Origin of the sequence: Mesorhizobium sp. C372A (assembly GCF_030323245.1) — a bacterium.
GTDB lineage: Bacteria > Pseudomonadota > Alphaproteobacteria > Rhizobiales > Rhizobiaceae > Mesorhizobium.
Genome location: NZ_CP100475.1, coordinates 6,322,371 through 6,346,800, shown reverse-complemented (window position 1 = coordinate 6,346,800; position 24,430 = coordinate 6,322,371). Strand labels below are relative to the sequence as shown.

The window sequence follows — 24,430 nt, the reverse complement described above, 5'->3', positions numbered from 1 at the left end:
GACGTGGCATTGCGATCAGGGTGCTTGCTGGGTTGATCGACGTACATTCTTAAAGCGGAGTGCGTCGACCTTGTTCTAACGTATTCATGTGGGCCGTACCGCCGTCACACCTATGCTTGGCGCACTTGCGGCTTTCCATCCGAGGGCGGGCCAACGGATCCGCGTGCAATGATGGCGGTCGGCAAAACGAGCTTTTCCGCCGGGCGGGAATCTCCCTTCAATCGCCGGATGAGCAATTCCGCGACGCTCTTGCCAAGCGCGTAGACGGGCTGGTCGATAACGGTGATGGGCGGCGTGGTGACGCTCGTCCAGTCCGCATCATGGAAAGTGATGAGCGAAATGTCGTCGGGAACCCGCAGGCCGCGCTCGCGGGTCACCTTGAAGATCTCCAGCGCAATGACGCTGTCGGAGGCGAGGATCGCCGTCGGCCGATCCGGCGCCGACAGCATCTCGCCGGCAACCCTGCGCGTTTCGGTGGGGCTTGTCGCGCCAAGGCGAACAAAGCGTTCTGGCCGATCAAGTCCGGCCTCTCGGCACACGGTGAGGAAACCGTCGATGCGCTCACGGACCGACGAGGTGTAGATCTGCCCGAGATCGCGGTACTCGTGCCCTTCGGCGTCGACCGCGGTCACATAGGCGATGTTGCGGTGGCCGGCATCGGCTAGAAAGCGGGTCGCCAGCATGGCGATGCCGCGATCGTCGGTCGTGACCGTATCGACATCCAGATCTGCCAGCGCCCTATCCAGCAGGGCAAGCGGTCGGCCCGAACGGTGGATATCGCGCAGGTGCGCGATGTCGCGCGATTCCGACGGCGTGACGATCAGCCCGTCGACGCGCTTGCCGATGAGCAGTTTCACGGCCGCCTTTTCCGCCTCGATCTTCTCGCCGGAATTGGCCAGGATGACGTTGAACCCGGCTGCCTTTGCCGCGTCGCTGATGCCGCGTACCGCGAGGCTGAAGAACGGGTTCTCGATGTCGCCGACAACCACGCCGATGATGCCGGAGCGGCCGGTCGTCATGCTGCGGGCGAGCTCGTTCGCACGATAGTCCAAGGCCTTGGCCGCGGCCATGACTTCCGCGCGGATCATGTCGCTGACGACGCCGTATCCGCCGAGCACGCGCGCGGCTGTCGCTTTCGAAACATTGGCCGCGCGGGCGACGTCGCTGACCGTTATCGACGGGGTCTTGGGGGCGGTTCTTTTCATCGGATGACGACTACAAGAGTTGTTGACGGGAGGTCAACGTGGCGATAACGATTAACAAAGAGACCGGTCTCACGCAATATGAGACCGGTCTCTTTGAAAGGAGTGGAGCCGAGAGGCGTGACGGACCGTGATTTCGGCAAGGGCATGTCGGCGCGCCAGATGGCGGCTCGACGGAAATACCAAGAAGAACAGACCTTCAGAGTGGAGAAAGACATGAGCAGGAAAGAAATTCTCAAGTCGTTGATGTGCCCGGTCAGAACCGGCGCAATGGCTCTTATGGCGATGTGCGTCGGCGCTGGGCTGGTTTCAGGAGCGGCCGCCGCGGATGACAATCCCTATGGCCTCATTGATGCGAAGGTCATCAGCGTCGGAACCATGGGCGATGCCAAACCCTACGCTTTCACCCAGGCCGATGGGTCGTTCACCGGCTTCGACATCGAATTGTTCCGCAACGTGGCGAGCCGCCTTGGATTCAAGCCCGACCAGGTGATCTTCACCGGCCAGGAATTCTCGGCGCTTATGCCTTCGGTTGCAAACGAGCGCTTCGATGTCGCGGTCGCGGCAATCGGCACGACGGAAGCACGCAAGAAGACCGTCGACTTTTCCGACGGGTATATCGCAGGCTATCTCTCCGTGCTTACCGCCGACAAGGCGATCACGTCGGCGGACGGGCTCAAGGGCAAACGTCTCGGCGTCGTGCAAGGCACGCTCCAGGAAATCTACGCGGCGAAGAATTTTGTCGGAACCGATCTCGTCAAATTCCCCGACAACAACTCCGCCGTTTCGGCGCTTAACAACGGAACCGTGGATGCCCACTTCCTCGATTACGAGGCTGCCAAGGACTATGGCGTTCGCTATCCGAACCTGAAGATCGCGGTCAATATTCCTTCCTTTGACGCGCCGGCCGGCTTCGTCCTGCGCAAGGGCAACGACAAGCTCCGCAATGCGCTGAACACCGCCCTTCACGCGGCCATGCAGGACGGCACCTGGAAAACGCTTTATGAAAAGTGGTTCCCCGGCTCGCCGATGCCCGACCAGTATCTTCCCAAGAAGTAGACCGTACCCGGCCGCTGGCTCTCATGCCGGCGGCCGGATTACGCCGCCGTCCTTGATGCGGACGATGTGAATAGCGCAACCGAAAGGGGGGCGAATGAACTGGCTCGAAAACCTGCGGCGCAGTTTCCTCGACTGGCAGGCCATGGCGGACGTGCTGCCCAGCATGATCACCATCGGATTGAAGAACACGTTGATCCTCGCCGCCGCGTCGACGGTGCTGGGTGTCATCCTCGGCATGATCCTGGCGGTCATGGGCATCTCGCAATCGCGCTGGCTGCGCATTCCGGCGCGGGTCTACACGGATATATTCCGTGGGCTGCCGGCGATCGTCACCATCCTGCTGATAGGCCAGGGCTTTGCCCGCATCGGCCGTGAAATCTTCGGCCCTTCGCCCTTTCCGCTCGGCATTCTTGCGCTGAGCCTGATCGCCGGCGCCTATATCGGCGAAATCTTCCGCTCGGGCATCCAGAGCGTCGAGCGCGGGCAGATGGAGGCCTGCAGGGCGCTCAGCATGAGCTACGGCCAAGGCATGCGCCTGATCGTGATCCCGCAAGGCATCCGCCGCGTCTTGCCGGCCCTCGTCAACCAGTTCATCGGCAACGTCAAGGATTCAAGCCTTGTCTACTTCCTCGGTCTGCTCGCCTCGGAGCGCGAGATCTTCCGTGTCGGTCAGGACCAGGCAGTGGTCACCGGAAATCTCTCGCCATTGCTTCTGGCCGGCGTGTTCTATCTCGTCATCACCGTGCCGTTGACCCATGTGGTCAACTACATCGACAACTCGCTGCGGGTCGGAAAGCAAAAGGCAGGCCTCGTCATCAGCGGCCTGGCCGAAGTGAGCGAACTGGAGGGCGCCACCGGCAGTGCACTTTCGGAGGCCGGCTCTGATGCCCGCTCAGCGCTGCCCCGCTTCAAGGGCGGCAGTCTCGCCATTACCGATCTCGACATGGCCTATGGCGACCTCGATGTTCTCAAAGGCGTCAGCCTGGCAGTCAAGCCTGGCACGGTCACATGCGTGATCGGCCCATCAGGTTCGGGCAAGTCGACCCTGCTGCGCTGCCTCAACCGCCTGGTCGAGCCCAAGGGCGGTGAGGTGTTGCTCGATGGTGCGAGCATCCTGGCGATGAAGCCTGAAAAACTGCGCCGGCGTGTCGGCATGGTTTTCCAGCAGTTCAATCTGTTTCCCGACCACACCGCGCTCGAAAACGTCATGCTGTCGCTGACCAAGGTAAAGGGGCTCCCTGTACAGGAAGCTGAGCGCATCGCCGAGGCGCGCCTTGCCGACGTCGGGCTTGCGACCCGCAAACACCATCGTCCAGGGAGCCTTTCCGGTGGCCAGCAGCAGCGTGTGGCAATCGCTCGTGCATTGGCGATGGACCCGGAGGTCATCTTGTTCGATGAGGTAACGAGCGCACTCGATCCAGAACTGGTGAAGGGTGTGCTCAACCTCATGGCGGATCTCGGCCGGCGCGGCATGACAATGGTCGTGGTGACGCATGAAATGGGCTTCGCCCGCAAGGTCGCCGATCAGGTCGTCTTCATGGATGAAGGCCGCATCATCGAGGCCGGCACGCCTGCCGCGATTTTCGACACGCCGAAAAGCCCGCGTCTGAAGCACTTCCTTGCCGAAGTGCTTTGATCACGCATGAGCCCTTCAAGACGGCCGCCCAAACCAACCTCCACCAGTGAAAGATATCTCATGGCTGCATCACATCAGGTTTCCAAGGTCGTTGTTGTCGGCGGCGGCATTTTTGGCGTCTCCTCGGCCGTTCATCTTGCAAGGCTCGGCATCGAGACCGTGCTGGTCAATGATGGACCGCTCGCCAAGGGAGCTTCCGGCCGCTCGCTCGCCTGGATCAATTCGGCGCGCAGGCGCTCGGCTGAATATCATCGCCTGCGCATGATCGGTATCGACCGCTACCGCAGTTTGTCGGCGCGATGCCCGGATGCCGCCTGGCTGCGTTTCGACGGTGGCCTGACGTGGGATGCGGACGATGCCTCAAACGAGATCGCCGATGTCTTCGCTCACGAAAAACGTCTCGGCTATGATGCGCAGCATCTGTCCGCGGACGCCATAAGGTTGGTCACGCCGGGTGTCTGCGCAAGCGCTGTCACGCCTCAAGGCGCGATCTTCAACGCGGGCGAGGGCTGGGTCGACCTGCCGTCGCTGATCGAAATATTGATCGCGGAATTCGTGGAGCGGGGCGGCCAGGTGGTCACCGAGGCCGGAAGCGCTACCGTCACCGTCGCCAACGGCCGCGCCACCGGCGTCACCACCACCAGCGGGATCAGCTTCGCCGCCAACGCGGTGCTTCTGGCGACCGGTGCGGATGTGCCGCGAATGGTCGCCGTGGCCGGTCAGCGTATTGCCGATGGGACACCAATCGCGCTGCTGGTCAGGACCAAGCCAGTCGACTTGCCTCTACGCGCCGTGCTCAACACGCCGCGCGTCGCCATCCGGCCGACGCCTGATGGCGCCCTCGCGCTCGATTCTGCCTGGTCGGAAGAAGAGGTGGTAGTCAATCCGGACGGGACTTATCGCGTAAAAGCATCGACCATCCAAGGGCTTCTCGACGAAGCGTCGAATGTTCTCGACGGTCATCCGAAATTGGAATTGGAGAGCTACGGTGTCGGGCCCAAGCCGATCCCCGGAGACGGCGAGCCGGTCTTCGGCCAGTTGCGGGAGATCGAGGGGTATTACGTCGCCTTCAGCCACAGCGGCGCAACACTTGGCTTGATTGCCGGCGAACTGCTTGCAACCGAGATCGCCACCGGAACAGAGCACCCACTCCTTGCAAGCTTTCGACCGTCTCGATTTTCACTTTAGCCTGCCAATTCGCCTCGGAATGGGATGTAATGTGGCATGCTTGGAGTTTCGCTAGCCGAGACGGCGGCCGCCTGGCCGCTTACGCGCACCTGACAAGCGAATATGTTCCGGAACATTTTCTCCACGTTGAAGTTGGACAGCGCCAGGACCGTCGTTCGTCCAAGCTCAACCAGCGCTGAGAAATTCCATGACCAACCAACACCCCAAGACTAAACAGCCCACGGACAAGGATCTGCGAGACAACCCGGGAATCGGCACCTCGAAGGGCGCGGTCAAGGGCGGCGATATGCTCGACGAGAGCGATGCTCTCGATGGGGACAATACGTTCGAAGGCGATGTCGAGAACGACGTCACGCCTCAGGGCGGCATCAACCCTGACCAGACCGGACGCACGAACAAGTAGGAGGCACCTTGCCATGGCCGGCCGGAAGACCCACGAGCAGCAGCTGCGCATCATCGAAAAGCGCGAGAACTCCAGCAATGCCGGCGACGATTTCAATGCCGAGGATGAGCTGAAGAGATCCAAGCAGGAGCGCGAGGCGCGGCAAGACGGCGCCAATCTACGCGACGAGGGCGTGGAATTGACCGACAAGGACGATCGCCAGATGATCCGCGGCGAAAACCAGGAGAGCGAGCACCACAAGCGCAGGCAGGACGACTAAGCCTGCCGTCTTTTTAAAGCTATCGAGGAGCCATGCCAGACTACCGGCACGCCAGGCACCGCATGGTCGAAGCGCACATCGCCCGCCGCGGTGTGCGCGACGAACGAGTCCTTTCGCCACTGAGGCGGAATCCCGCGCGGGAAATTCGTCTGCGAAGACGCGACCTGAACATCGGCCAGCTCTGCCGCGAGCGCTTTTGGCGATCAGGCAGCCTCGGCCACTACGTGCAATCCTCGGCCTCGCAACAGTTCGATGCCTTCGTCTGGTTCGATCGCACCTCGCCTGTTCAGCCGCTGACTGCCGAACACGCCTCATCGAGTGGTAATACCTGACACGTTTCCCTTGGACACCTGAGTAGGCGGCCTTGCCTTCGGGCACGGAACATCTCACCGACTTTCTGGTTAGGCAGGCCGGATGAAGGGAGCTTTGCGCATGGCCACTAATTTGGAAGACGGCAAGACCGCTCAATCTTCCGACGAGTTGCATGGCGGCAATCGCGGCGGCAACAAAGACCAGCGTAAGACTGACAAGACCGCGAACAAGAGCAGCCAGGCGGCGGGATCCGCATCGCGGTAGGACTGAGACATGCCGACCGCCGCGGACATCCTCATCGAGACGCTGATCGACTGGAACGTCGATATCATCTTTGGCCTGCCGGGCGATGGCATCAATGGCATCATGGAGGCGCTGCGCAGGCGGCAGGACCGTATCCGCTTCATTCAGGTGCGGCACGAGGAATCCGCGGCGTTCATGGCGTGCGCCTACTCAAAATGGACAGGCAAGCTCGGTGTCTGCCTCGCAACTTCCGGCCCTGGCGGCACACACCTCCTGACGGGACTCTACGATGCCAAGCTCGACCAAGCGCCGGTGCTCGCCATTACTGGCATGCAGTTCCACGACCTCATCGAGACCTTCACCCAGCAGGATGTCGACTTGACGCGCGTCTTCAGCGATGTCGCCGTCTTCAACGCGCAGGTCTCCGACGCGGCGCATATGGAAAGCCTGGCCGGTCTCGCCTGCAGGTCGGCGCTGGCACGTCGCGGTGTTGCGCATCTCTCGATCGCCAGCGATGTGCAGGAGCACACGCTTGACCAGGCCAAGCGCTCGAAGCGCAACAAACCGTCGCATACGCCGGATCGTTGGTTCGAAGGAAGCAGGCTTCCCGACGAAGAACAACTTGCGAAAGCCGCCGAGTTCCTGAACGGCGCGACGAAGGTCGCGATCCTCGCCGGTCGGGGCGCGCTTGGTGCCAGGCACGAGTTGGAAGAGACGGCGGAGCTGCTTGGTGCCCCCGTCGCAAAGGCCTTACTCGGTAAGGCTGCCTTGCCCGACGATCACCCGCTGACGACTGGCGGCATCGGAATTCTCGGGACGCTGCCGTCGCAGGAAATCATGGAGGAATGTGACGCGCTGCTCGTCGTCGGCTCGACCTTTCCCTACATCGAATACTACCCGAAGCCGGGACAGGCGCGCGGGGTGCAGATCGAGCGCGACCCGCAGCGCATCGGCCTGCGCTATCCCGTTGAGGCAGGCCTTGCCGGCGATGCCGCCGTGACGCTGCGATTGCTGAACAAGCGCCTGAAGCGCAAGGATGATCGCAGCTTCCTCGAGAAGGCGCAGGCGGGCATGCGACGCTGGCGCGAGATGATGGCGCAGTCGGAGCAAAAGGCCGCCACTTCGCTCAAGCCCCAGGTGGTTACACGCGCATTTGGGAAACGGTTGCCCGATGATGCGATCCTGGTTGCCGATTCCGGCCAGAACACCGAGATGGCGGCCCGCCATATCGAGCTGCGTGACGGGCAGGCCTTCGGCGTCTCGGGCGCGCTGGCCTCGATGGCATGCGGACTGCCCTACGCGATCGCCGCGGGCCTGGCCTTTCCCGGCCGGCCGGTCTTTGCGGTCGTCGGCGACGGCGGTCTCGCGATGCAGCTCGGAGAGTTCTCGACGGCAGTTCGGTACCGGGTCCCACTCAAGGTGCTCGTGCTCAAGAACGGCATGCTCAATCAGATCGCCTGGGAGCAGATGATGTTCCTCGGTAACCCGCAATTCGCCTGCGAACTCCAGCCCATCGACTTCGCCATGGCCGCCGAAGCCATGGGCGGCATTGGCTACAGCGTCTCTCGCTCCGAGGAGGTGGAAGGCGTTCTCGACGCTGCCCTGGCTGCTGAGGGTCCGGTGGTCATCGAGGCCGTGGTCGACCCGTACGAACCGATGATGCCACCGAAGATGCCGCCGGATTATGCGAAAAATTTCCGCAAGGCGCTACCGGATACCCCCGGACGCGCGGAAATCGAGGCGAATGTGGCGCAAGAGCCGCTGAGGTCGATGATTACCGCTGGCGAGAAAGAATGACGAGCCACGCAAGAAGGAGCACGAGTTGAAGAAGACGGACAGCGGCACCGCAAATCGCGGTTCGCCGGACCTCATGGGCGGCGACCAAGCGTGCGAGTCCGAGGAATGGGGCGGTGGCTCGAAAGCCGCCAAGGGACCGATCACGGAACCGGATCGACACAACCGCAACTCCAGCCAAAAAAGGAGCTGACATGCAGGATGCCCAGCAGAAATATCCTCGGCCGCCGCTTCCCGAACAGCAGCAGGACATGCCCGGCTACACCGACGAGATGGATCCACGGCCCGACCACGGAGAGGAGAGCTATCGCGGCAGCGGTAAGCTGACGGACCGCGTCGCGCTGATCACCGGCGCGGACTCGGGCATCGGCCGGGCGGTGGCTATCGCGTTTGCACGCGAAGGCGCCGACGTCATGATCTCCTATCTTGAAGAGGACGAAGATGCGCAGGAGACGGCGCGCTTGGTCGAGGAAGCGGGGCGCAAGGCGGTGCTCGCACCCGGCGACATCTCGGACGAAATCTTCGCGCGGTCGCTTGTGCAGCGAGCTATCGATGAATGCGGGCGCCTGGACATCCTCGTCAACAATGCAGCCCACCAGGCGTCGTTCGAGAAGCTGGAGGACATCAGCGCGGAGGAATGGGATCTCACCTTTCGCACCAATGTCTATGCGATGTTCTATCTGTCCCAGGAAGCAGTGAAGCACATGGAACCCGGCTCGACCATCATCAACACATCCTCAATCAACGCGACCAGTCCCTCGCCGGCACTGCTTGCCTACGCCACTACCAAAGGAGCGATCGCCAACTTCACCGCCGGACTTGCAGGACTGGTAGCTGAACGCGGCATTCGGGTAAACGCGGTCGCTCCCGGGCCGATTTGGACGCCGCTGATCCCGTCGACAATGCCCTCTGAGAAGGTCAAGGAGTTCGGGAAGAACACACCGCTCAAGCGTCCCGGGCAACCGGCAGAGCTTGCAGCGACCTATGTGCTGCTTGCCTCGGAAGGATCGAGCTACACCACCGGCGCACTCTACGAGGTCACCGGTGGACGGCCGATGCTTTGAGCGAGCGTACCTGCCAGCTCCACGGCGCCCACTCCCGGTAGCACACCGACATGTGGCGAGGCTCATGCGCGATCAGGATCGCGGACAACCGCCACGTCCGCAAACTGGTCGAGGCGGATGCCGAAGCCTCCCACCAGACCCTGAACCGGAGGTTGGTAGACGGGAAGCTGACTTCACTCCGGGTTCAACCGGAGCGTCAGCTTCCGGAGAGGGGCAAACGCTGGGTGAATGTCCCCGATAGGCGCATTGCAGCCATGCCGCCGTCGCGTTGTGAGACTGATTTGGCGACCAGCAAAACAGTAGCCTCTACGACTCGTCCCTCTCATCGCGCAAATTAGACACAACGCGGCGGTTCTGCGACCTGCAGGCGGAGTCGGGGCAGTCGCGGACGAGCCTGTCCTTGCCGTAGCCCTTGGCCCACATGCGGTTCCGGTCTATGCCGCCGGCGGCGAGGTAGTCCATCACCGCATCGGCGCGCTGCTGTGACAGCGCCGTTTCACTTGCGCCGGGATCGTCGGCGAAACCCTGCAGCTTGAGCAGCCAGCGCGGATGCTTTGTCAACCAGGCGATCTGGGTGTCGAGGGTGGCCTTGGCGACAGAATCGAGCGCGGCCGAACCTTTCGTGAAGTAGGTGCGGCGGCCGACATTGAGGATAAAATCCTCCTCGCTGCCCGGCTGCACGTTCTGGAAGCCGGCAATCTCGGCGTTGGTGACGTCAGGCGTCGACGGGGCCAGCGTGTTGCTGGTCGAGCAGGATGCGGCCAGAACCAGCAGGCCGGCGGCGAGCAGCCGGCGCGTGTTTTCAATCATGCGGTTCATGATGCGCCAATCATTCGACAGTGGTGGAAGCGGGCGCCTGGTCGGCGATGTGCGGCAGGACCTCCACCGCGGTGCCGATCGGGCACCGCTGGTAGAGGTCGATGATGTCTTCGGGGAACATGCGGATGCAGCCGCTGGAAGCGTCGGTGCCGATGCTCCACGGCTCGAGCGTGCCATGCAGGCGGTAGCCGATGTCGGCGCCGTCGCGGTACAGATAGAGCGCGCGCGGCCCGAGCGGATTGTTGGACGCGCCGCCTGCGATCATGGGCGGCAGGTCCGGTTTGCGCTCACGCATTTCGGGGGGCGGGACCCATTGCGGCCACAGCGCGCGGCGATCGATCGTCGCGCGGCCGTACCATTTGAAGCCTTCCTTGCCGACGCCGACGCCGTAGCGGATGGCAGTCTTGTTTTCCATGATGAGGTAGAGGAAGTGGTGGCGGGTATCGACCACGACGGTGCCGACCGGCTCGCTGCTGAAATACTTGACGATCTGGCGATGCCATCTCTTGTCGATCTTGGCGAAGTTGGTCTTGCGATAGACGAAATCGTTATCGCTTGCGGTACCGGCGAAAAAGGATTTTGCCGCCGCGGCTTGAACAATATTGCCGGTTCCACCTACCGCGACCAGCGCCAGACCGCCGAGCACGACACCCCTGCGTGATAAAACCATCGGCAATCCCCCATGCCTTAAGCCTGGCGAACCATAGTTGAGAATGATTTCGGCTCAAAGTGGAAAAATGCTGCAGTGGGTGGGCCGCAAGCGGTCTGTCCTCTTGACGGCAAAATAGCGGCTGCCCGCCGGCTCACGCCGGCGGGTTTTTTTGGGCGGACGGGAACATGCTCGCTCCAAGGGTGTTCTGTCACACCCGGCTCGTTCTTCATCGGTCGTGCCGGTGACCAAGATGTCCCCTCATTCATCATGGTCGGCCCGCGCAGCCTTGACCGCACGCGCGGGCCATCCCATCACAAGGCCCGCTGGCTCAAGCTGGCGGGTTTTTCCGCGTCCATGCGCCGACACTCATCTTCGCATGCCTGTCACAACGAGCCAGGCGGATTCCAGTATCCGCACGCGGCGAGGAGGACTTGCGACATGCCCGCTGCGGGATTTTCGCGATGAGTCTACCTAGCTCCTGCTGAACGCCATGGCTGACCACCGGGCGCGTTTGGACGACCTTCCAGTCGAAAAGCCCGCGGCAATCGCACCTTAGGCGAAGAGGCTTTGCTTTGTTGATGCAGTTATCATCGCATCAATCATGGGTAGCAGCGCGGTGTTGCGTGTTGTTGGAGAGATGGGGTTTCCCGAAAAGAATGAGCATGCGCAGACAAAAGAGGCGAGCAGGATGGCCGTGAGTACATCTGCGAATACCTATTGCTCTCATATGTGCTCGCTCCTCGGAAGGCGATCCCGCCACCCTCTCGACAGTGAAGATGGCGGGATCTCAACCGGCGACAAGGGACTTCGATCGACGGTCGGTTTCCAATTCGGCTTCCGGCTGCGTGTTGCGCCGTTCGGGCTTCTTCCAACCGCAATCAGACGCAAGTCCTGTCCCATAAGACTGATGGCCAAATTCGGAACATCCGCTGAAGCATTGCGTTCGGCAGCGTGAAACCCCAAGGCAAAGGATGACTAGTCATGTCGAATTGCGAGACTGCAAAATCACACTCGTTAGGAAATCGCGTGGCTGATCTCACAGCCAAGATGCGTGAAGCGCAGATTGACGCGGGTGAAATGATGGCCTTCCACAAGGTTGCAACTATGTTGGAGGACAGCCAAGGACGTATCAATGGCGACGACTTGATCGCCGCATCCTTCGTTCTGCTGGAAGACCGAGCGCCCGAGTGACCCTGCGTTGGTCGGCTTCGATCGTTCCTCGATCAGCAATGCGAAGCCTTTTTTGTCACGGCTGGCGTCTCGCGGGACTGCGGGAATAGCTCAAGCCTAGAGGGTGCTGACTAGGGCCGCCGGGCGCCTAACAGCCAAGAGACACCGCTTCGGGATCGGCCGCCACGCGCCCGCTTTGTCCGAGGGAGGGCATTCCCTTTGAAGACAGCTACGGCGTGTCCTCGCTATCAGTGCCACGCATGCTGGAGCCATGCATGAAGGACTGGATCTCGTCCGCATCGATCTTGCCATCACCATTCTCGTCAATGCTACTGAACATCCTGCCCACCGCGCGTTGAACCTCGTCCTCGGACACCGATCCGTCGCCATCGGTGTCCAACAGCCCGAACATCAGTCGCATGCCGGCACCGCGCATCATCTGATGATGCCAGCGTCCAGCCATTCTGTGTCCACGATCGCGGTCACCGTGGTTCTGCCAACGGTCGCCATCTTCATCGTGGCGGTCAGCATCCTCGTTGCGATCGCCTTGATAGTTGCGACTATCTTCCTGGCGGAAACCCTCTTCGGAACCGCGATCCTGCTGCAGTCGCTCACGGACAGCTTGCTCAACCATCTGGCGGATCATTTCGCGTGTTGGTCCATCCGCTTGTCCGGTCGCATCCGGCAACTGTCCGGCGGCCGGCGGTTCGGTTGCCGGAGCGGGTGCAGGTGTCGAGGGTGATGGTGTTCCGCTTGTCTGGGCGAGCGCGGGGGAGGTCAGGGCAATGAAAACGGCGGCCGCGGCCGTCTTGCTGTGTGGAAATCTCATGGCATGCTCCATCAGTGCTTTCGCTTGGAAAGCCAAACTGGAGCTCGATCTGATTGTTCCCCGAAGGGGATCAGGTCACGGCGAAGTTACAGGGCATGCCCCCCGTCTGAGGTAGATCAGGGTCTTCGTCAGGGAATAATTTCGGCTCTTCTTCCCTAGGCACAAGAGGAAGCCGGCGCCCATTTTTGCGGGCAATGAACGTTGGACATTCGGCCTCGCCAATTTTCTGCCAGTCGATCATACCGACGCACCAATTCCCTCTGCGTCCTCTCCTTTCGTGGGACGGAAGCCGTTTCGACCGCACGCCGTCAATCGCGAATCCCGCGTCCATATGCTGCGCGGCCATGATGCATATTTTTTATGTCACGGACCTCTGTCCGTCTGGACACCATGTTAGCCAGCGCTAAATCAGAGCAATGCGACGCCTCCTGCTGGGACTTACAGTTTTTCTCTTTTGGACCACGTTGCTTCAGGCCGAGGCGTGGCAGCCCTTCGGCGTCCGACAGCTTGGCTTTAGTTTCGATATTCCTCCGAATTTCGTCCTGACCCAGAATTCGGAGCAGGGCGCGGCTTTTCAGGGCCCAAGAGACGCGTTTCTGGTCGTTTGGGGCGCGCGACTGGGCAAAGCAAGTTTTCGCGCCGAGATCGAACATCGCATGATCGAGGACGAAAAGGCCGGTTGGCGACTGACCTATCGGCGCCTAGCCCCGAAATGGGCCAGCTACTCCGGGGTCAAGAATGGCGAGATTCGCTACGTCCGTGCAATTATGGTTTGCAACCGGCGTGCCGCGCTTTTCACAATGAATTATCGGAAATCCGAAAAGAAACCGTATGACCCTGTTGTTGTGCGCATGGTCCGGTCCCTGAGAGCGGAAGGATGTTAGCCAGCAAAGAGCGAGGTTGCCGTACTGTGTTTCCCTCGGCTAAGGGCCAGTGGTCAACCCGGCTCCCCAATAGCCTCGCCCAGTCACATGAAAGCAGGCACCGGCAGATATACGGCCGAACGTTCTCACGCTGGCTCAGCCGCTCAAAGCCCATCACCGAAAAGCCGCTTAGTGCGGTCGCCAGCTAGAGCTACCACTGAGCCATTCCCGCTGCGGCTGGGTAGCGCCTCAGTTCCGTACGCGTTCATACCAAGAACGGGCGGGGCGAACGTCCTGATAGAGCTACGGCTGTAGAAGCGCGCCGCCAAACTGCGCCCACAAGCGCTCGCACTCTCTCGCCCTTAGGCTCGGGGTACCGGGCGCGCCATAGAAGACCATGGCGCCGCGAATGTCGTATCCAAGCACCGAGGCGTTGGCCACGAACTGGATGGCTCTTCCCAAGCTGGTGATGCCGATGTCGACCTCAGCTTTGTTGGTGAGGTCGACCACGCCTACTATTTCCGCATTGGCGCTCCTGCCCGCCAAAACGGCCGTCGACATCGCATCATGCACGGCAAGAAGCATTTCGGTGAGTTGCCCGGTGGAAGGGCTCTACAAACGCTTAAACGTCAGGTTTGTTCCCAACTGGCCTTGGCGGCTTTCCGACGACCAAGAATGCGACTGCGATTACACTCAATAGAATCACTGCGAACAGGATTGCCATGATTTCCGCGCACTGTATCGGATCACTCCGCGGCGAAGAAAACCCCGCAACATATCTCAGATAGCGGCGGGTGTTCGGCTGTAAGAACCAAACTGGGTCCCGCGGCCTCTCATGTGCGCGTAGTTGACATCGTCTGCTGGACCGAACGGTCAAGCCGAAGAGCCCAGTTCCTCTCAGCATCGAGCAGTTCATTCTGCTCAATCAAGCCATTCATAAACAGCCTGAGTATATGGGCAGCTATGCGCTCTCCGTTCTGCGAAGCAAGAGGTAGGGCGCGCTCTTTGCAGACCGTGTGACAAACCTGGGCGAGCATCTCAATCTCGCTTGGCCCCAAAAACCGACCCGGATACAACATACCGTTTTCCTGTTGGAGAGTTGGAATGGCTATCCATTACGCAGGGTCACCGGCAGCCACAATCAACTATGATAGTGAGATGTCGAGTCCCGGTGGAAAAAACAGTGAGGTCCCAAAAGTGGTCGCGCTTGTCTCCGATTGACAGATGCCTCGACGCTACACCGACCAGCGCTACCGCACCCGCTTCATCGACGCGGCTTTGCAAAGGCCTATGACCAGTTCGCTACCAGCTGCCGGACCGCCCAGGCGAGCATGCCGCCGGCCCTCCCGAAGCGCGATGTGGATGAGGCAGCCTTTTCCGTATACATCCAGTTGTTACGTTGCGCATCTGCTTCGGTTCGAAAACTCGCCGCGGGCCTGGCGTGCTCGCGTGTCCGGGCCGAAACAGCCCACATGTTGATAACGACATCGATGAGGCTGCCGCCGACCTCGTTGGCATAGGATGCTTCCCGGCATGGGCATCGACCAATGCCCCGGGCCGACCAGCACGAACCTGCGGGGGCTTTCCCGGAACAAAGCGTCGACGATCCGGTTCGGCAGGAAGCGGCCAAAATTCATGCCATCGGAGATGCCGAGGCAGATGACAGATGAAAGGGAAGCTGAAGATGACGAAGTCTCGCGACCGCACCGTTCCCGGCGACGGCAAGATCGAAACCGGCCCGAACACATCTCCGCAACAGGATCCGGCAGAGGGGTCGCGCGAGACAATCGATCGCGAACTCGAGCGGACAGACGACGATAATAATTCCGACGAAGCGGAACGCTTGCGCCGAGACCTGCGGAAAGGGGTGGCGGAAGAGACCGAGCTTCCCGAACGCGGCTCGGCCTGAGGATCGCCGGAACCTTGCCAAGGCAAGAGACATGGAAGGCTCGACGCCGGTCGGATCGCTGCTTGCTTCGTGCCTTTAACGCACCGGCCACACAACCCATGCGCGGCGGTGACCCAGGAGACGGCGAGAACGGCCGCGCGACGGTCCACTCTGTTCCAGCAAACTCGGCTCGCCGAGAGCTACCACCTCTGGCGTTAGGGCCTGACGAGATGCCACCTGTCCAGGTCGCATGGCGCCAGGGGTTCGGCAATCTCTATCAGGCTGCGCCGGCCTCCTGGCTGCGCTGCGAGCGGGCACGGTCGCGGGCTGCGGCAGTGCCTCCGGGAAAGCCGCTTCGATCGCTGTAGTCGCGTGGCTTGGTCCCGCTCCGAGAGTGGCGCGCGGTCACGCTTTTCGCAGCGATGATGTCGAGCAATGTGATGCCGGCGACCATGGCAAGCGCAAGGCCTACATTATCGCGCTTTGGGTTGCCAGGCCGATACGCTGTCAGCAATGTCGCGATATCCAGGCCGTCGCCGGCCACCCGGCTCCACAGCCCAGCTTGCTTGTCCACTGAAAGCGAGAGTATGCCGCTGCTTATTTCCCGCGCCCCATAAGCGCGGATCAGATCTTCCTTGCCGCGCATGCCGAGCGCGCCGGCAATCCGCTCGGCGCCAACCAGCTCGGCGACGCCAAGCGCGATGCTGAACCAGCCGAGCTTGCGGGCAAGGCCATCGGATGCCCCGACCGCACTCTGCCCAGTCTTCAGCACTTTGGGATCGCCAGGCGATCGGGTGATGTTGGTAAGTTTGGCAATCACGTTCATGACGATTTCCCTACGGTTTCAATACAACCTTGATGCAGCTGTCCTGCTTGTCGCGAAACACCTTGTACATCTCGGGTCCCTGCTCGAGCCCCACGGTATGGGTGATGACGAAGGATGGGTCGATCTGGCCATCTTCGATGCGGCGCAACAGATCCTCGGTCCAACGGTTGACATGGGTCTGCCCCATTCGGAAGGTGAGCCCCTTGTTCATTGCCTGTCCCATCGGAATCTTGTCGACCAGCCCGCTGTAGACGCCGGGGATCGAGATCACGCCGGCCGGCCGGCAGACATAGATCATCTCACGCAGAACGTGCGGTCGATCATTTTCCATCAGCATCAACTGCTTTGCGCGATCGTAGACGGTATCGGGCTGGGCCAGCGAGACGTGGCTTTCCATGCCGACGCAATCGATGCACTTCTCCGGGCCCTTTCCGCCGGTGAGTTCCCGCAGTCGTTCGACGACACTTTCCTCGGCGAAATTGATGGCGATGGCGCCGCCGGCCGCGGCCATGGAAAGCCGTTCCGGCAGGCAATCGATCGCCACCACCTGTTTCGCGCCGAGCAGCAGGGCGCTGCGTATGGCCATCTGCCCGACTGGGCCGCAGCCCCACACCGCAACCGTATCGTTGGGCTCAATGTCGCACTGTGCCGCCGCCTGCCATCCGGTAGGAAAAATATCGCCGAGGAAGAGAACCTGCTCGTCGGTAAGGCTGTCAGGCACCTTTACGTGCGTGGCATCGGCGAACGGCACACGCATGTATTCCGCCTGTCCCCCGGGATAGCCGCCGGTCAAATGAGTGTAGCCGAACAGACCCGCGGTGGTGTGCCCGAACACCTTGTCACCGAGATTCTTCTTGCGGTTTGTGCGTTCGCAAACCGAAAAGTTCTGTCGCTTGCACTGGTCGCACTCACCGCAGATTATGGTGAACGGCACGACGATGCGGTCTCCCTCCTTCAGAGCGCCGTTGACGCCCTTGCCGACCTCGACGACCTCTCCCATCATCTCGTGGCCCATGATGTCGCCGGGCAGCATGGCTGGCACATAGTTGTGGTAGAGGTGAAGGTCGGAGCCGCATATCGCACAACTCGTCACCTTGATGATCGCGTCACGTTCATCCTCAATTCCCGGGTCCGAAACCTGATCGCAGCGTATGTCTTCCTTGCCGTGCCAGACCAACGCTCGCATAGCTTGCTCCTATTTTCGCAAGATCTGTGGGTAGGGACCTCGCGCCTGTCCTAAGCGGGCCGATGCCTGGTTGGATCGACTGTGCCGCTGCTTGTCGAACCACAGGGGCGGACCGATGTTCCGGGAGCTCGAGAGAATTTTTGGGCCATTCCAGACCTGCACCTTGGAAGGATCTGTCGCGGGCACCAGCGGCCTTCCCAGGCGCGTCGGGGCACGAACCGCTGGAGCCCGAGCCACGAATGGACGTACTCAAGTGTACCAAAGAAGGTTCCGTCCGCAGGTGTCCTTCGCGGCGGCTGACACCCCATCTGCTCGATTCTCGCGGGCCATAACCGGCATTCTCTTCCTCGCCCGCACAGGGTCGGCCGAAGCAGCGCTGTGACCGGAGCAGGTAGGAGATGCCGCTCACCGGCGGGCGCGCAGTCCGACCCCGACGCGATCGACATGAGGTGGATGGGCGCCATCGCGACGGCGGCTCTAGCGGAGTATTTCGCAGAAATACAATGATTAGCGGGCAGGGCAGAGTGCTAGCCGTGCGCAGCGATGAACATGGCGACGGCCGACCGGCAATAGGATTCGATTTCGTTGTCGTCCGCCGCTCTCGCCTGATCGAAGCGTGCGATAATCAAAAGATCGGATCCTTTGAAAAGCGCGGCAAACAAGCGGGCGGACCGGAGAGGATCGGGCACGTTCAGAACCGCCTTCGCGTGCAACTGACGCAACAGGACCTCGATTTGGGCGATGACATGGGCGGGGCCGGCTTCGAAATGGAGCTTGCTTAACGACCTTGGATTCGTCTGGTCGGCCATGACCATGGCTTCGAAACTGCGGACGTCTGATCTCAACAGCGTGCGAAGCAGGGACGATCCCACCGCCATGAGCTGATCTTCGACCGAACCGCCGACGCCTTCAAGAAGGGCCTGTGGCGCAAACAACTGATGGCAGCCGGCCGCCATCGCCGCGCTGAACAGCGCCTCCTTGTTCTCGAAGTGCCGATAGATGCTGAGTTTGGATATCTTCGCCCGCTGGGCGACCTTGTCCAATGTGGTCGCTTGAAAACCCAATTCCACAAAGAGTTCGGACGCAGCGTCGAGTATCGTTTGGCCAAGCGCCTCGTTGGCGGGCCGGCCGCGCCGGCCCTGGCTATTTTCGGTCACGACAATTCCAGTCCTTGACAGTATCCTAATTCTTGGATTACGATACCATGTAGTTTCTGAAATGCGCAAGCCGATGGGTAGGTTTCAACCAGGTCCAACCAGCCCCTCATCCACAACACGGAGCCCATTATGGATGACGTCATCATCATCGGCGGCAGCTTTGCCGGTCTCGCCGGTGCCCTGCAACTCGGCCGTGCCCGCCGTAAGGTCACCGTTCTCGATACCGGCCTGCCGCGCAACCGCTTCGCCGGCCACTCGCATGGCCTGCTCGGCCACGATCACAAGCCACCGCTGGACATCCTGGCCGAGGCGCGGCGGCAGCTGGCGCGCTATCCCACGATCAAGCTGGTCAATGCCCGGGCCGACAGCCTGTCCGGCGCCATCGACGATTTCTCCGTCCTCACTGGCGATGGCGGAAGCCTCGGCGCGCGCCGCCTGATCCTGAGCTATGGCGTCGCCGACCAGATGCCTGATGTTCCGGGCTTTGCCGAAGGTTGGGGCACGTCCATCGTGCCCTGCCCCTATTGCGACGGCTTTGAAGTCGCCGGCCAGCATTGGGGCCTCGTCTGGTCCGGCCCACAGTCGATGAATCAGGTCAGGCTGTTCCACGATTGGACCGACAGGTTGACGGTCTTTGCCGATGGTCACGACATTCCGCCCGATATCCGGGCCGGTCTGGCGCGCCGCAACATACCTGTCGTCGACGGCCGGATCAGCGAGATCGCCCATCACGGGGGGCATAACGCCACCGTCAAGCTCGATACCGGCCCCAAGGTCGCGGTCGACATCCTGTTCGCGCATCCGCGCAACAAGCCGTCCGCAAGCCTGCATGAATCACTGGGCCTCGCCACGGTCGATACGCCCTCGGCGTAATCCTCAAGGTCGACGAGCGCCGCGAAACCAGCATGCCCGGCATCTACGCCGCGGGCGACCTCGCCAACCCCCTCACGCCGCCATCGGTCACCCTGGCAATATCGCACGGCGCGATGGCGGGCATCTTCGCCCAGCAGTCGATGCTGGTGTGAGAGCGCAGATTCCCTTCTCCGGGGTGCCGCGGGCTATCGTATTCTGAAGGTTGCGGGCCGGTGTTGCGGAACGTCGGCCCGCTCTCCCCTGAGGGGCGTCTTTGGCCGGCCAGCCTTGAGAACTCAACTGGGCTGCCTGCATGACGGCGATCGCCGACATCGGTTATCAAGCTCAATCACGCTGGAAAGCATGAACCACGTCGACGTCGACATCGCCGGCGGGCTTACGGTATGGGGACCGGTGGCGGAAGATTCGCCACCGCGGTCGGCACCTCGATGCTGCGACGCTACTGCGAAGAACGGTCGCGCCCAGCAGCGCTTCTGGCGGAAGTCTCAGGCGGCCACGACGCGGGCCAGCAGTGACGCGGCCTCGGTACCAGCCAAGCCAAGGTCACGGACGCTGCTCATGTGATTGGCCCCACCAAGGGTGATGCGCGAAACAGTCAGTCCCTGTGTGTCAAGGTGGTCCGTGAAGAGTGCGGCCTGGCTGTGGAACGGCGACGTTTCATCGGCGCCGACCGAGATATCTACGCCCACGGATGGATCGAAACTGTGGTCGATCGGCGAGAATCGGCGGGCCTCCTCGTCGGTGATCGCGATCTCGGCGCCAAGGAACGACATCTGCAATGGCTTCAGGTCGTAAAGGCCGCCAAGCAGCAGCGCAGCTTTGATGCCGGAAGGCCGCTCGTCACCGTCGAAAAGCATTGTTGCCAGATGGGCACCGGCGGAATGACCGCTAACGGTCAGCAGGCCGGGATTGCCGCCATGGTGTGCGATATTGTCAAATACCCATCGCTTGGCGCGGCGCACCTGGTCGACGATCCTGGCCATCCGGACGGTAGGCATCAGCGCGTAGTCGACAATGACCGCGATCGCACCTGCGTTCGTAACGGTCTCGGCGACGTAGGAATAGTCGCGCTTGGAGAACATGCGCCAATAGCCCCCGTGGATGAACATGTGCACCGGCAGGCGGTCCCGTTTGCCCTCGGGAAAGAACAGATCCATGGTTTCGGTGGCGTCAGCCCCGTAGGCGACATCGGCGACCATGGGAACGTTCGCCCTGGTCTCCTCGCTTCTGCGAACGATCTCGGCGACGATGTCGTCGAACTCGACCACATGATCGCGAATGCGAAACGGATCTTTGGCGGGATGTCCGCTCACAGGGTCACGGCGATGTACTTCGCCTCCATGAACTCGGCAACGCCATGCTTCTGGCCACCTTCGCGGCCCAGCCCGCTCTGCTTGACACCTCCGAAAGGCGCCGCCGGATCCGACATCAGGCCGCGGTTGAGCGCGATCATGCCGGACTCGATCTTCGATGCCACGCGCATCCCCCAGGCCAGGTCGCGCGTATAGATGTAGGCAGCGAGACCGTATTCGGTGTCATTGGCTTTGGCGATGACATCCGCCTCGCTGTCGAAGCGCATGATCGGCGCCACCGGACCGAATATCTCCTCGTGGAGCATGGCGGCGTCGGCCGGCACGTCCTTGAGCACCGTTGGCGGATAGAAAAAGCCTCTGCCTTCAGATACGCCGCCGCCACACAGGATTTTGGCGCCGCGGGCAACGGCGTCCTGCACAAGCCGGTCGATCTTGTGCACAGCCTTCCTGGTGATCATCGGCCCGCATTCTGTGTCTGAGTCTGTGCCCGGGCCCAGGTTGAGTGCCGCCATGCGTTTGGTCAAGCCTTCCGCGAAAGCATCATGGATGCCGGCCTGGACGTAAAGCCGGTTGGCGGCCGTGCAGGCTTCGCCGGCGTTGCGCATCTTGGCAACCATCGCACCGTCGAGGGCTGCTTCCAGGTCGGCGTCGTCGAAGACGATGAAGGGTGCGTTGCCGCCAAGCTCCATGGAACAGGAAATGACGTGCTTTGCGGCTTCGGCCAGCAGCACGCGCCCGACGCCGGTCGAGCCGGTGAAGGACAGCTTTCGCACGCGCGGATCGGCCAGCATGGCCGCCGTCACCGGTCCGGGGGTCGAGGTCGTCAGGACGTTGACGACGCCGGGCGGCACGCCGGCTTCCTCGTAGAGCGCCGCAAGCGCATAGGCCGTCAGCGGTGTCTCGCTGGCGGGCTTCAGGACCACCGTACAGCCGGCCGCCAGCGCCGGAGCGATTTTACGTGTCGCCATGGCGGCTGGGAAATTCCATGGTGTGATGAGCACGCAAATGCCGATGGGCTGGTAGTCGACAATGATCCGGTTCGCGCCCGAGGGCGCAAGGCCGAACTCGCCGTTGATGCGGACCGCTTCCTCGGCGTTCCAGCGAAAGAACTCCGCCGCATAGGCGACTTCGCCGCGCGCATCGCGCAGCGCCTTGCCGTTCTCCAGCGAGATCAGCGCGGCCAACGTCTCCGCCCGTTCCGTCATCAGTTCGAAGCAGCGTCGCAGGATTTCCGATCGCCTGCGTGGCGGGGTCTCGCGCCAGCCGGCCGCCGCCTTCGCGGCCGCGTCGACGGCGGAGGTGGCGTCGGCGAGCGTGGCGTCGGGAACCGCAGCGATCACGGCTTCGGTCGAGGGATCGACCACTTCGATCACGCGACCCTCCGATGAAGGCCGCCAGCGTCCGCCAATGTAGAGACCGTGCGAGACCGTGGCGTAGTCGAACATATCTTGATCCTCGTCGGATATGCCTGCGGCAATGTTCATTGGATGAACTCCTGGTCGGTCACATCATGGTGGCGGACATGTCGCCGTCATAGGCAGCCCTGACCAGCTGTCGCATCGCGGCAAGGTCGAACGGGCGGGGATTGTTCTTGATCAACCGGTCGATGCCCAGCGCCTGCTCAGCCGTCCAGTCGATCTTGTCTTCGGGAAGACCCAGTTCGGCCAATGTCGGTGTGATGCCGATGGCGCCAAACAGCCGGCTCACCTCACGGATGGTGGCGTGCGCCAAGGCATCGGCGCCGCCGCCCTGAAGGGAAAGGCCAAGAGCAGTGCCGACTTCCGCAATCTCCGCGGCTGCTGCGGCCAGATTGTAGGTCATCACATAGGGCAGCATGGTGGCCACTCCCAGGCCATGCGGGGTGTGGGTAAGCGCGCCGACGGGATACTGCACCGCATGGGCGGCGGCCGTTCCCGCCGTACCGAAGGCGCAACCGGCGGCCAGCGCTCCCATCATGACGTCGGCTCGCGCATCCTCGTCCGATCCGTCGCGATATGCCTTTTCGAGACTGCGGCCGAGCAGCCTGATGGCCAGAAGCGCGAAATGGTCGGTCAGAGCGCTCTTGCCGATGAACACGTGCTGTTGCGGCAAATGAGGGTCCGCGCCGCGTTTGGCCGCTGTGAAGGCCTCGATTGCGTGCGTCAGCGCGTCGGCGCCGGCGATCGCCGTCAAGGACGGTGGACAGGTCACCGTCAGATCCGGATCGCAAAGCGCCACTGCTGCGATGAGATGCGGACTGGCGATACCCACTTTCAGCGTCCGATCCGGGTCGGAGATCACGGCGACGGGGGTCACCTCGGAGCCTGTTCCAGCCGTCGTCGGCACTGCGATCACCGGAAGGGTAGGGCCGGGTACCTTGAACTCGCCATAGTAGTCCTCGAGCTTGCCGCCATGGCTGAGCAGAAGTGCAGCGCATTTGGCCATATCGAGGCAGCTGCCGCCCCCGATGCCGATCACCATGTCCGGCTTGAAATCTTTCGCTTGCGCAATGCAGGCGGCGACGCTGTCGCGCGGCACATCCGGCAGCGTTCGGTCGAAGACCAACGTCTCGATCGCCGCGTTGTGCAAGCCAGCGAGAATCTCGGCGAACTGCGACGTCGCCGCGAAGCGCTCATCGGTACAGACGAACGCGCGGCGCCCATATTTGGCGGCGATGGCAGGCAGGACATGGCGCTGGCCTTTGCCGAACAGAATCTCGCTCGGCAGGCGCGCCGCTGCAAACAAGCTCATGCACAAGATCCTGCGAAGACGGGTTGGAAGCCGACAGGCTTGGCTTCGTGCCAGAGGCCGACCTCGGCGCTGCAGGTCATGATCATGCGATGTCCTCTAATAAAATCGTATAGGATATAGGATTGAGTTTCGCGGAGCATCGTGTTAGTGGGTGGTTCTGTCAAGAGGCAAACGATGCAGAACACGGACCTGACGGTTGACAATGAAGCCCGTGCCAGGGGTCGTATCCAGCGCGCCAACAGTCTGGCCGGCGACGTTTACGAAGCAATCTTCGCGCAGCTCATGTCCTTGAGGATTGCTCCGGGATCGCGCATCACCGTCGACAATCTCGTCAAGGAATTCAACGTCTCACATACCCCCATTCGTGAAGCGCTTGGCAGGCTGGAGGGGGAAGGGCTGGTTCTGAAAACCCACCTGATCGGCTATCGCGCCGCCCCACAAATCACCCGCCGGCGCTTCGACGAACTTTACGAGCTGCGTCTATTGCTTGAACCTGCCGCCGCGGCCAAAGCCACCGCAACAATGGACGGCGAGCGCCTTGCCGCGCTGCAGGAGGCGGCTGGCGTCATGGCCCGACGGGTGGGGAAAGACGAACGCCTGCGCTATTCGAACTTCGCCCGTCAGGATGCGATCTTCCACGACAAGATCGTCGAGTTCGCCCAAAACGAACTCATTCGCGAGACACTGAATCACCAGCATACCCACTTCCATATCTTCCGGCTGATGTATCACTCCAGGGTGACCGAAGAGGCGCTCGACGAGCACGAGGCTATTCTCGCTGCCTTTGCCGCGGGCGATCCGGACGCCGCCGAAAAAGGCATGCGTGCGCACATCGAAAATTCGCGGGACAGGCTCCTGCCTGCGTTCGAGTAGCCTGGCGATGCTGCTTGCCCGAGGCACCCTCAAGCGCGGCGCGCCGCTGTTCGCCCAGCCTGCCGCCTACGAATTCTACTCCCCGTTCTGA

General features: G+C 61.8%; 25 protein-coding genes and 1 pseudogene. 15 read left to right on the top strand and 11 right to left on the bottom strand.

The features are described from left to right. Positions 1–110: 110 nt before the first annotated feature. Positions 111–1,205: a LacI family DNA-binding transcriptional regulator gene (locus NLY42_RS30630; RefSeq protein WP_023753936.1), complete on the bottom strand. Its 1,095-nt coding sequence runs from the start codon at positions 1,203–1,205 to the stop codon at positions 111–113. Positions 1,206–1,418: 213 nt separating this feature from the next. Between NLY42_RS30630 and NLY42_RS30625 the strand changes: the two genes are divergently transcribed. The 10 genes from NLY42_RS30625 to NLY42_RS30580 all read left to right on the top strand — a co-directional run bounded on the left by NLY42_RS30625 (position 1,419) and on the right by NLY42_RS30580 (position 9,160). After that, the gene (locus NLY42_RS30625; protein WP_023692311.1) at positions 1,419–2,261 is read left to right on the top strand and encodes an ABC transporter substrate-binding protein; all 843 of its coding nucleotides are present in this window, start codon (positions 1,419–1,421) and stop codon (positions 2,259–2,261) included. 94 nt (positions 2,262–2,355) lie between these two features. After that, positions 2,356–3,897 (top strand): amino acid ABC transporter permease/ATP-binding protein, encoded by a 1,542-nt coding sequence (locus NLY42_RS30620; RefSeq protein WP_023695154.1) that lies wholly within the window; start codon positions 2,356–2,358, stop codon positions 3,895–3,897. A 60-nt stretch (positions 3,898–3,957) separates the two neighbouring features. Beyond that, the gene (locus tag NLY42_RS30615; RefSeq protein WP_023695155.1) at positions 3,958–5,085 is read left to right on the top strand and encodes an NAD(P)/FAD-dependent oxidoreductase; all 1,128 of its coding nucleotides are present in this window, start codon (positions 3,958–3,960) and stop codon (positions 5,083–5,085) included. Positions 5,086–5,272: 187 nt separating this feature from the next. Next, the gene (locus NLY42_RS30610; protein WP_023686879.1) at positions 5,273–5,488 is read left to right on the top strand and encodes a hypothetical protein; all 216 of its coding nucleotides are present in this window, start codon (positions 5,273–5,275) and stop codon (positions 5,486–5,488) included. A gap of 13 nt (positions 5,489–5,501) precedes the next feature. Further along, complete coding sequence (locus tag NLY42_RS30605) at positions 5,502–5,747, top strand: hypothetical protein (protein ID WP_023686880.1); 246 nt, start codon at positions 5,502–5,504, stop codon at positions 5,745–5,747. Positions 5,748–5,779: 32 nt separating this feature from the next. Beyond that, a complete protein-coding gene (locus tag NLY42_RS30600; RefSeq protein ID WP_245262521.1) occupies positions 5,780–6,079 on the top strand; it encodes a hypothetical protein in 300 nt (99 codons plus the stop codon). Between the two features lie 82 nt (positions 6,080–6,161). Continuing rightward, entirely contained in the window at positions 6,162–6,323 is a 162-nt protein-coding gene (locus NLY42_RS30595; protein ID WP_023667760.1) for a hypothetical protein, read from the top strand. Between the two features lie 9 nt (positions 6,324–6,332). Then, positions 6,333–8,099, top strand: a complete 1,767-nt coding sequence (locus tag NLY42_RS30590; protein ID WP_023753937.1) for a thiamine pyrophosphate-dependent enzyme — start codon at positions 6,333–6,335, stop codon at positions 8,097–8,099. Positions 8,100–8,124: 25 nt separating this feature from the next. Next, entirely contained in the window at positions 8,125–8,289 is a 165-nt protein-coding gene (locus NLY42_RS30585) for a hypothetical protein (protein WP_023686884.1), read from the top strand. A 1-nt stretch (position 8,290) separates the two neighbouring features. Continuing rightward, on the top strand, positions 8,291–9,160 hold the full coding sequence (locus tag NLY42_RS30580; RefSeq protein WP_023667763.1) for an SDR family oxidoreductase: 870 nt from the start codon (positions 8,291–8,293) through the stop codon (positions 9,158–9,160). A gap of 306 nt (positions 9,161–9,466) precedes the next feature. On the opposite strand, the gene NLY42_RS30575 is transcribed toward NLY42_RS30580, so the two are convergent. Continuing rightward, positions 9,467–9,979, bottom strand: a complete 513-nt coding sequence (locus NLY42_RS30575) for an OmpA family protein (RefSeq protein ID WP_023732303.1) — start codon at positions 9,977–9,979, stop codon at positions 9,467–9,469. 10 nt (positions 9,980–9,989) lie between these two features. Beyond that, positions 9,990–10,649: a L,D-transpeptidase gene (locus NLY42_RS30570; RefSeq protein ID WP_023686888.1), complete on the bottom strand. Its 660-nt coding sequence runs from the start codon at positions 10,647–10,649 to the stop codon at positions 9,990–9,992. Positions 10,650–11,657: 1,008 nt separating this feature from the next. Here NLY42_RS30570 and NLY42_RS30565 point away from each other — a divergent pair. Further along, complete coding sequence (locus NLY42_RS30565; RefSeq protein ID WP_023667766.1) at positions 11,658–11,822, top strand: hypothetical protein; 165 nt, start codon at positions 11,658–11,660, stop codon at positions 11,820–11,822. Positions 11,823–12,030: 208 nt separating this feature from the next. Here the strand turns inward: NLY42_RS30565 and NLY42_RS30560 are convergent, their stop codons facing one another. Further along, positions 12,031–12,630, bottom strand: coding sequence for an EF-hand domain-containing protein (locus NLY42_RS30560; protein WP_023756341.1), 600 nt, complete (start codon positions 12,628–12,630; stop codon positions 12,031–12,033). Between the two features lie 416 nt (positions 12,631–13,046). Here NLY42_RS30560 and NLY42_RS30555 point away from each other — a divergent pair, with 416 nt between their 5' ends. After that, positions 13,047–13,514 carry a hypothetical protein gene (locus tag NLY42_RS30555; RefSeq protein WP_023753939.1) on the top strand — a complete coding sequence of 156 codons (468 nt, stop codon included), beginning with the start codon at positions 13,047–13,049 and terminating at the stop codon, positions 13,512–13,514. Between the two features lie 282 nt (positions 13,515–13,796). On the opposite strand, the gene NLY42_RS30550 is transcribed toward NLY42_RS30555, so the two are convergent. Beyond that, the gene (locus NLY42_RS30550; RefSeq protein WP_245260390.1) at positions 13,797–14,054 is read right to left on the bottom strand and encodes a hypothetical protein; all 258 of its coding nucleotides are present in this window, start codon (positions 14,052–14,054) and stop codon (positions 13,797–13,799) included. A gap of 1,123 nt (positions 14,055–15,177) precedes the next feature. Between NLY42_RS30550 and NLY42_RS30545 the strand changes: the two genes are divergently transcribed. Further along, entirely contained in the window at positions 15,178–15,402 is a 225-nt protein-coding gene (locus NLY42_RS30545; protein ID WP_155922421.1) for a hypothetical protein, read from the top strand. 256 nt (positions 15,403–15,658) lie between these two features. Here NLY42_RS30545 and NLY42_RS30540 read toward each other — a convergent pair whose 3' ends face one another. The 3 genes from NLY42_RS30540 to NLY42_RS30530 form a co-directional block, all read right to left on the bottom strand. Next, positions 15,659–16,207, bottom strand: coding sequence for a hypothetical protein (locus NLY42_RS30540; RefSeq protein WP_023667774.1), 549 nt, complete (start codon positions 16,205–16,207; stop codon positions 15,659–15,661). Between the two features lie 10 nt (positions 16,208–16,217). Beyond that, positions 16,218–17,393 (bottom strand): zinc-dependent alcohol dehydrogenase, encoded by a 1,176-nt coding sequence (locus NLY42_RS30535; protein ID WP_023667775.1) that lies wholly within the window; start codon positions 17,391–17,393, stop codon positions 16,218–16,220. A gap of 527 nt (positions 17,394–17,920) precedes the next feature. Next, entirely contained in the window at positions 17,921–18,550 is a 630-nt protein-coding gene (locus NLY42_RS30530; protein ID WP_023753940.1) for a TetR/AcrR family transcriptional regulator, read from the bottom strand. Positions 18,551–18,679: 129 nt separating this feature from the next. Here NLY42_RS30530 and NLY42_RS30525 point away from each other — a divergent pair. Beyond that, positions 18,680–19,575: pseudogene (locus tag NLY42_RS30525) on the top strand (NAD(P)/FAD-dependent oxidoreductase). 333 nt (positions 19,576–19,908) lie between these two features. On the opposite strand, the gene NLY42_RS30520 reads toward NLY42_RS30525, so the two are convergent. Genes NLY42_RS30520 through NLY42_RS30510 form a run of 3 tightly spaced genes read right to left on the bottom strand, consistent with a single transcriptional unit; the run spans position 19,909 to position 23,466 of the window. Then, positions 19,909–20,736 carry an alpha/beta hydrolase gene (locus NLY42_RS30520; protein ID WP_023753941.1) on the bottom strand — a complete coding sequence of 276 codons (828 nt, stop codon included), beginning with the start codon at positions 20,734–20,736 and terminating at the stop codon, positions 19,909–19,911. Next, positions 20,733–22,181 carry an NAD-dependent succinate-semialdehyde dehydrogenase gene (locus NLY42_RS30515; protein ID WP_245261330.1) on the bottom strand — a complete coding sequence of 483 codons (1,449 nt, stop codon included), beginning with the start codon at positions 22,179–22,181 and terminating at the stop codon, positions 20,733–20,735. The genes NLY42_RS30520 and NLY42_RS30515 overlap by 4 nt, the downstream gene beginning before the upstream one ends. Positions 22,182–22,239: 58 nt before the next feature. Then, positions 22,240–23,466: an iron-containing alcohol dehydrogenase gene (locus NLY42_RS30510; protein ID WP_023745680.1), complete on the bottom strand. Its 1,227-nt coding sequence runs from the start codon at positions 23,464–23,466 to the stop codon at positions 22,240–22,242. Between the two features lie 174 nt (positions 23,467–23,640). Between NLY42_RS30510 and NLY42_RS30505 the strand changes: the two genes are divergently transcribed. Then, the gene (locus NLY42_RS30505) at positions 23,641–24,339 is read left to right on the top strand and encodes a GntR family transcriptional regulator (protein WP_023753943.1); all 699 of its coding nucleotides are present in this window, start codon (positions 23,641–23,643) and stop codon (positions 24,337–24,339) included. The last annotated feature ends 91 nt before the right edge of the window (positions 24,340–24,430 follow it).

What these genes read in the sequence shown, in the direction of transcription:
- NLY42_RS30630 (WP_023753936.1), bottom strand. Translation starts at nt 1,205, where the DNA reads ATGAAAAGAACCGCCCCCAAGACCCCGTCGATAACGGTCAGCGACGTC.
- NLY42_RS30625 (WP_023692311.1), top strand. Translation starts at nt 1,419, where the DNA reads ATGAGCAGGAAAGAAATTCTCAAGTCGTTGATGTGCCCGGTCAGAACC.
- NLY42_RS30620 (WP_023695154.1), top strand. Translation starts at nt 2,356, where the DNA reads ATGAACTGGCTCGAAAACCTGCGGCGCAGTTTCCTCGACTGGCAGGCC.
- NLY42_RS30615 (WP_023695155.1), top strand. Translation starts at nt 3,958, where the DNA reads ATGGCTGCATCACATCAGGTTTCCAAGGTCGTTGTTGTCGGCGGCGGC.
- NLY42_RS30610 (WP_023686879.1), top strand. Translation starts at nt 5,273, where the DNA reads ATGACCAACCAACACCCCAAGACTAAACAGCCCACGGACAAGGATCTG.
- NLY42_RS30605 (WP_023686880.1), top strand. Translation starts at nt 5,502, where the DNA reads ATGGCCGGCCGGAAGACCCACGAGCAGCAGCTGCGCATCATCGAAAAG.
- NLY42_RS30600 (WP_245262521.1), top strand. Translation starts at nt 5,780, where the DNA reads ATGCCAGACTACCGGCACGCCAGGCACCGCATGGTCGAAGCGCACATC.
- NLY42_RS30595 (WP_023667760.1), top strand. Translation starts at nt 6,162, where the DNA reads ATGAAGGGAGCTTTGCGCATGGCCACTAATTTGGAAGACGGCAAGACC.
- NLY42_RS30590 (WP_023753937.1), top strand. Translation starts at nt 6,333, where the DNA reads ATGCCGACCGCCGCGGACATCCTCATCGAGACGCTGATCGACTGGAAC.
- NLY42_RS30580 (WP_023667763.1), top strand. Translation starts at nt 8,291, where the DNA reads ATGCAGGATGCCCAGCAGAAATATCCTCGGCCGCCGCTTCCCGAACAG.
- NLY42_RS30575 (WP_023732303.1), bottom strand. Translation starts at nt 9,979, where the DNA reads ATGAACCGCATGATTGAAAACACGCGCCGGCTGCTCGCCGCCGGCCTG.
- NLY42_RS30570 (WP_023686888.1), bottom strand. Translation starts at nt 10,649, where the DNA reads ATGGTTTTATCACGCAGGGGTGTCGTGCTCGGCGGTCTGGCGCTGGTC.
- NLY42_RS30560 (WP_023756341.1), bottom strand. Translation starts at nt 12,630, where the DNA reads ATGAGATTTCCACACAGCAAGACGGCCGCGGCCGCCGTTTTCATTGCC.
- NLY42_RS30555 (WP_023753939.1), top strand. Translation starts at nt 13,047, where the DNA reads ATGCGACGCCTCCTGCTGGGACTTACAGTTTTTCTCTTTTGGACCACG.
- NLY42_RS30550 (WP_245260390.1), bottom strand. Translation starts at nt 14,054, where the DNA reads ATGTCGACGGCCGTTTTGGCGGGCAGGAGCGCCAATGCGGAAATAGTA.
- NLY42_RS30545 (WP_155922421.1), top strand. Translation starts at nt 15,178, where the DNA reads ATGACGAAGTCTCGCGACCGCACCGTTCCCGGCGACGGCAAGATCGAA.
- NLY42_RS30540 (WP_023667774.1), bottom strand. Translation starts at nt 16,207, where the DNA reads ATGAACGTGATTGCCAAACTTACCAACATCACCCGATCGCCTGGCGAT.
- NLY42_RS30535 (WP_023667775.1), bottom strand. Translation starts at nt 17,393, where the DNA reads ATGCGAGCGTTGGTCTGGCACGGCAAGGAAGACATACGCTGCGATCAG.
- NLY42_RS30515 (WP_245261330.1), bottom strand. Translation starts at nt 22,181, where the DNA reads ATGTTCGACTACGCCACGGTCTCGCACGGTCTCTACATTGGCGGACGC.
- NLY42_RS30510 (WP_023745680.1), bottom strand. Translation starts at nt 23,466, where the DNA reads ATGAGCTTGTTTGCAGCGGCGCGCCTGCCGAGCGAGATTCTGTTCGGC.
- NLY42_RS30505 (WP_023753943.1), top strand. Translation starts at nt 23,641, where the DNA reads ATGCAGAACACGGACCTGACGGTTGACAATGAAGCCCGTGCCAGGGGT.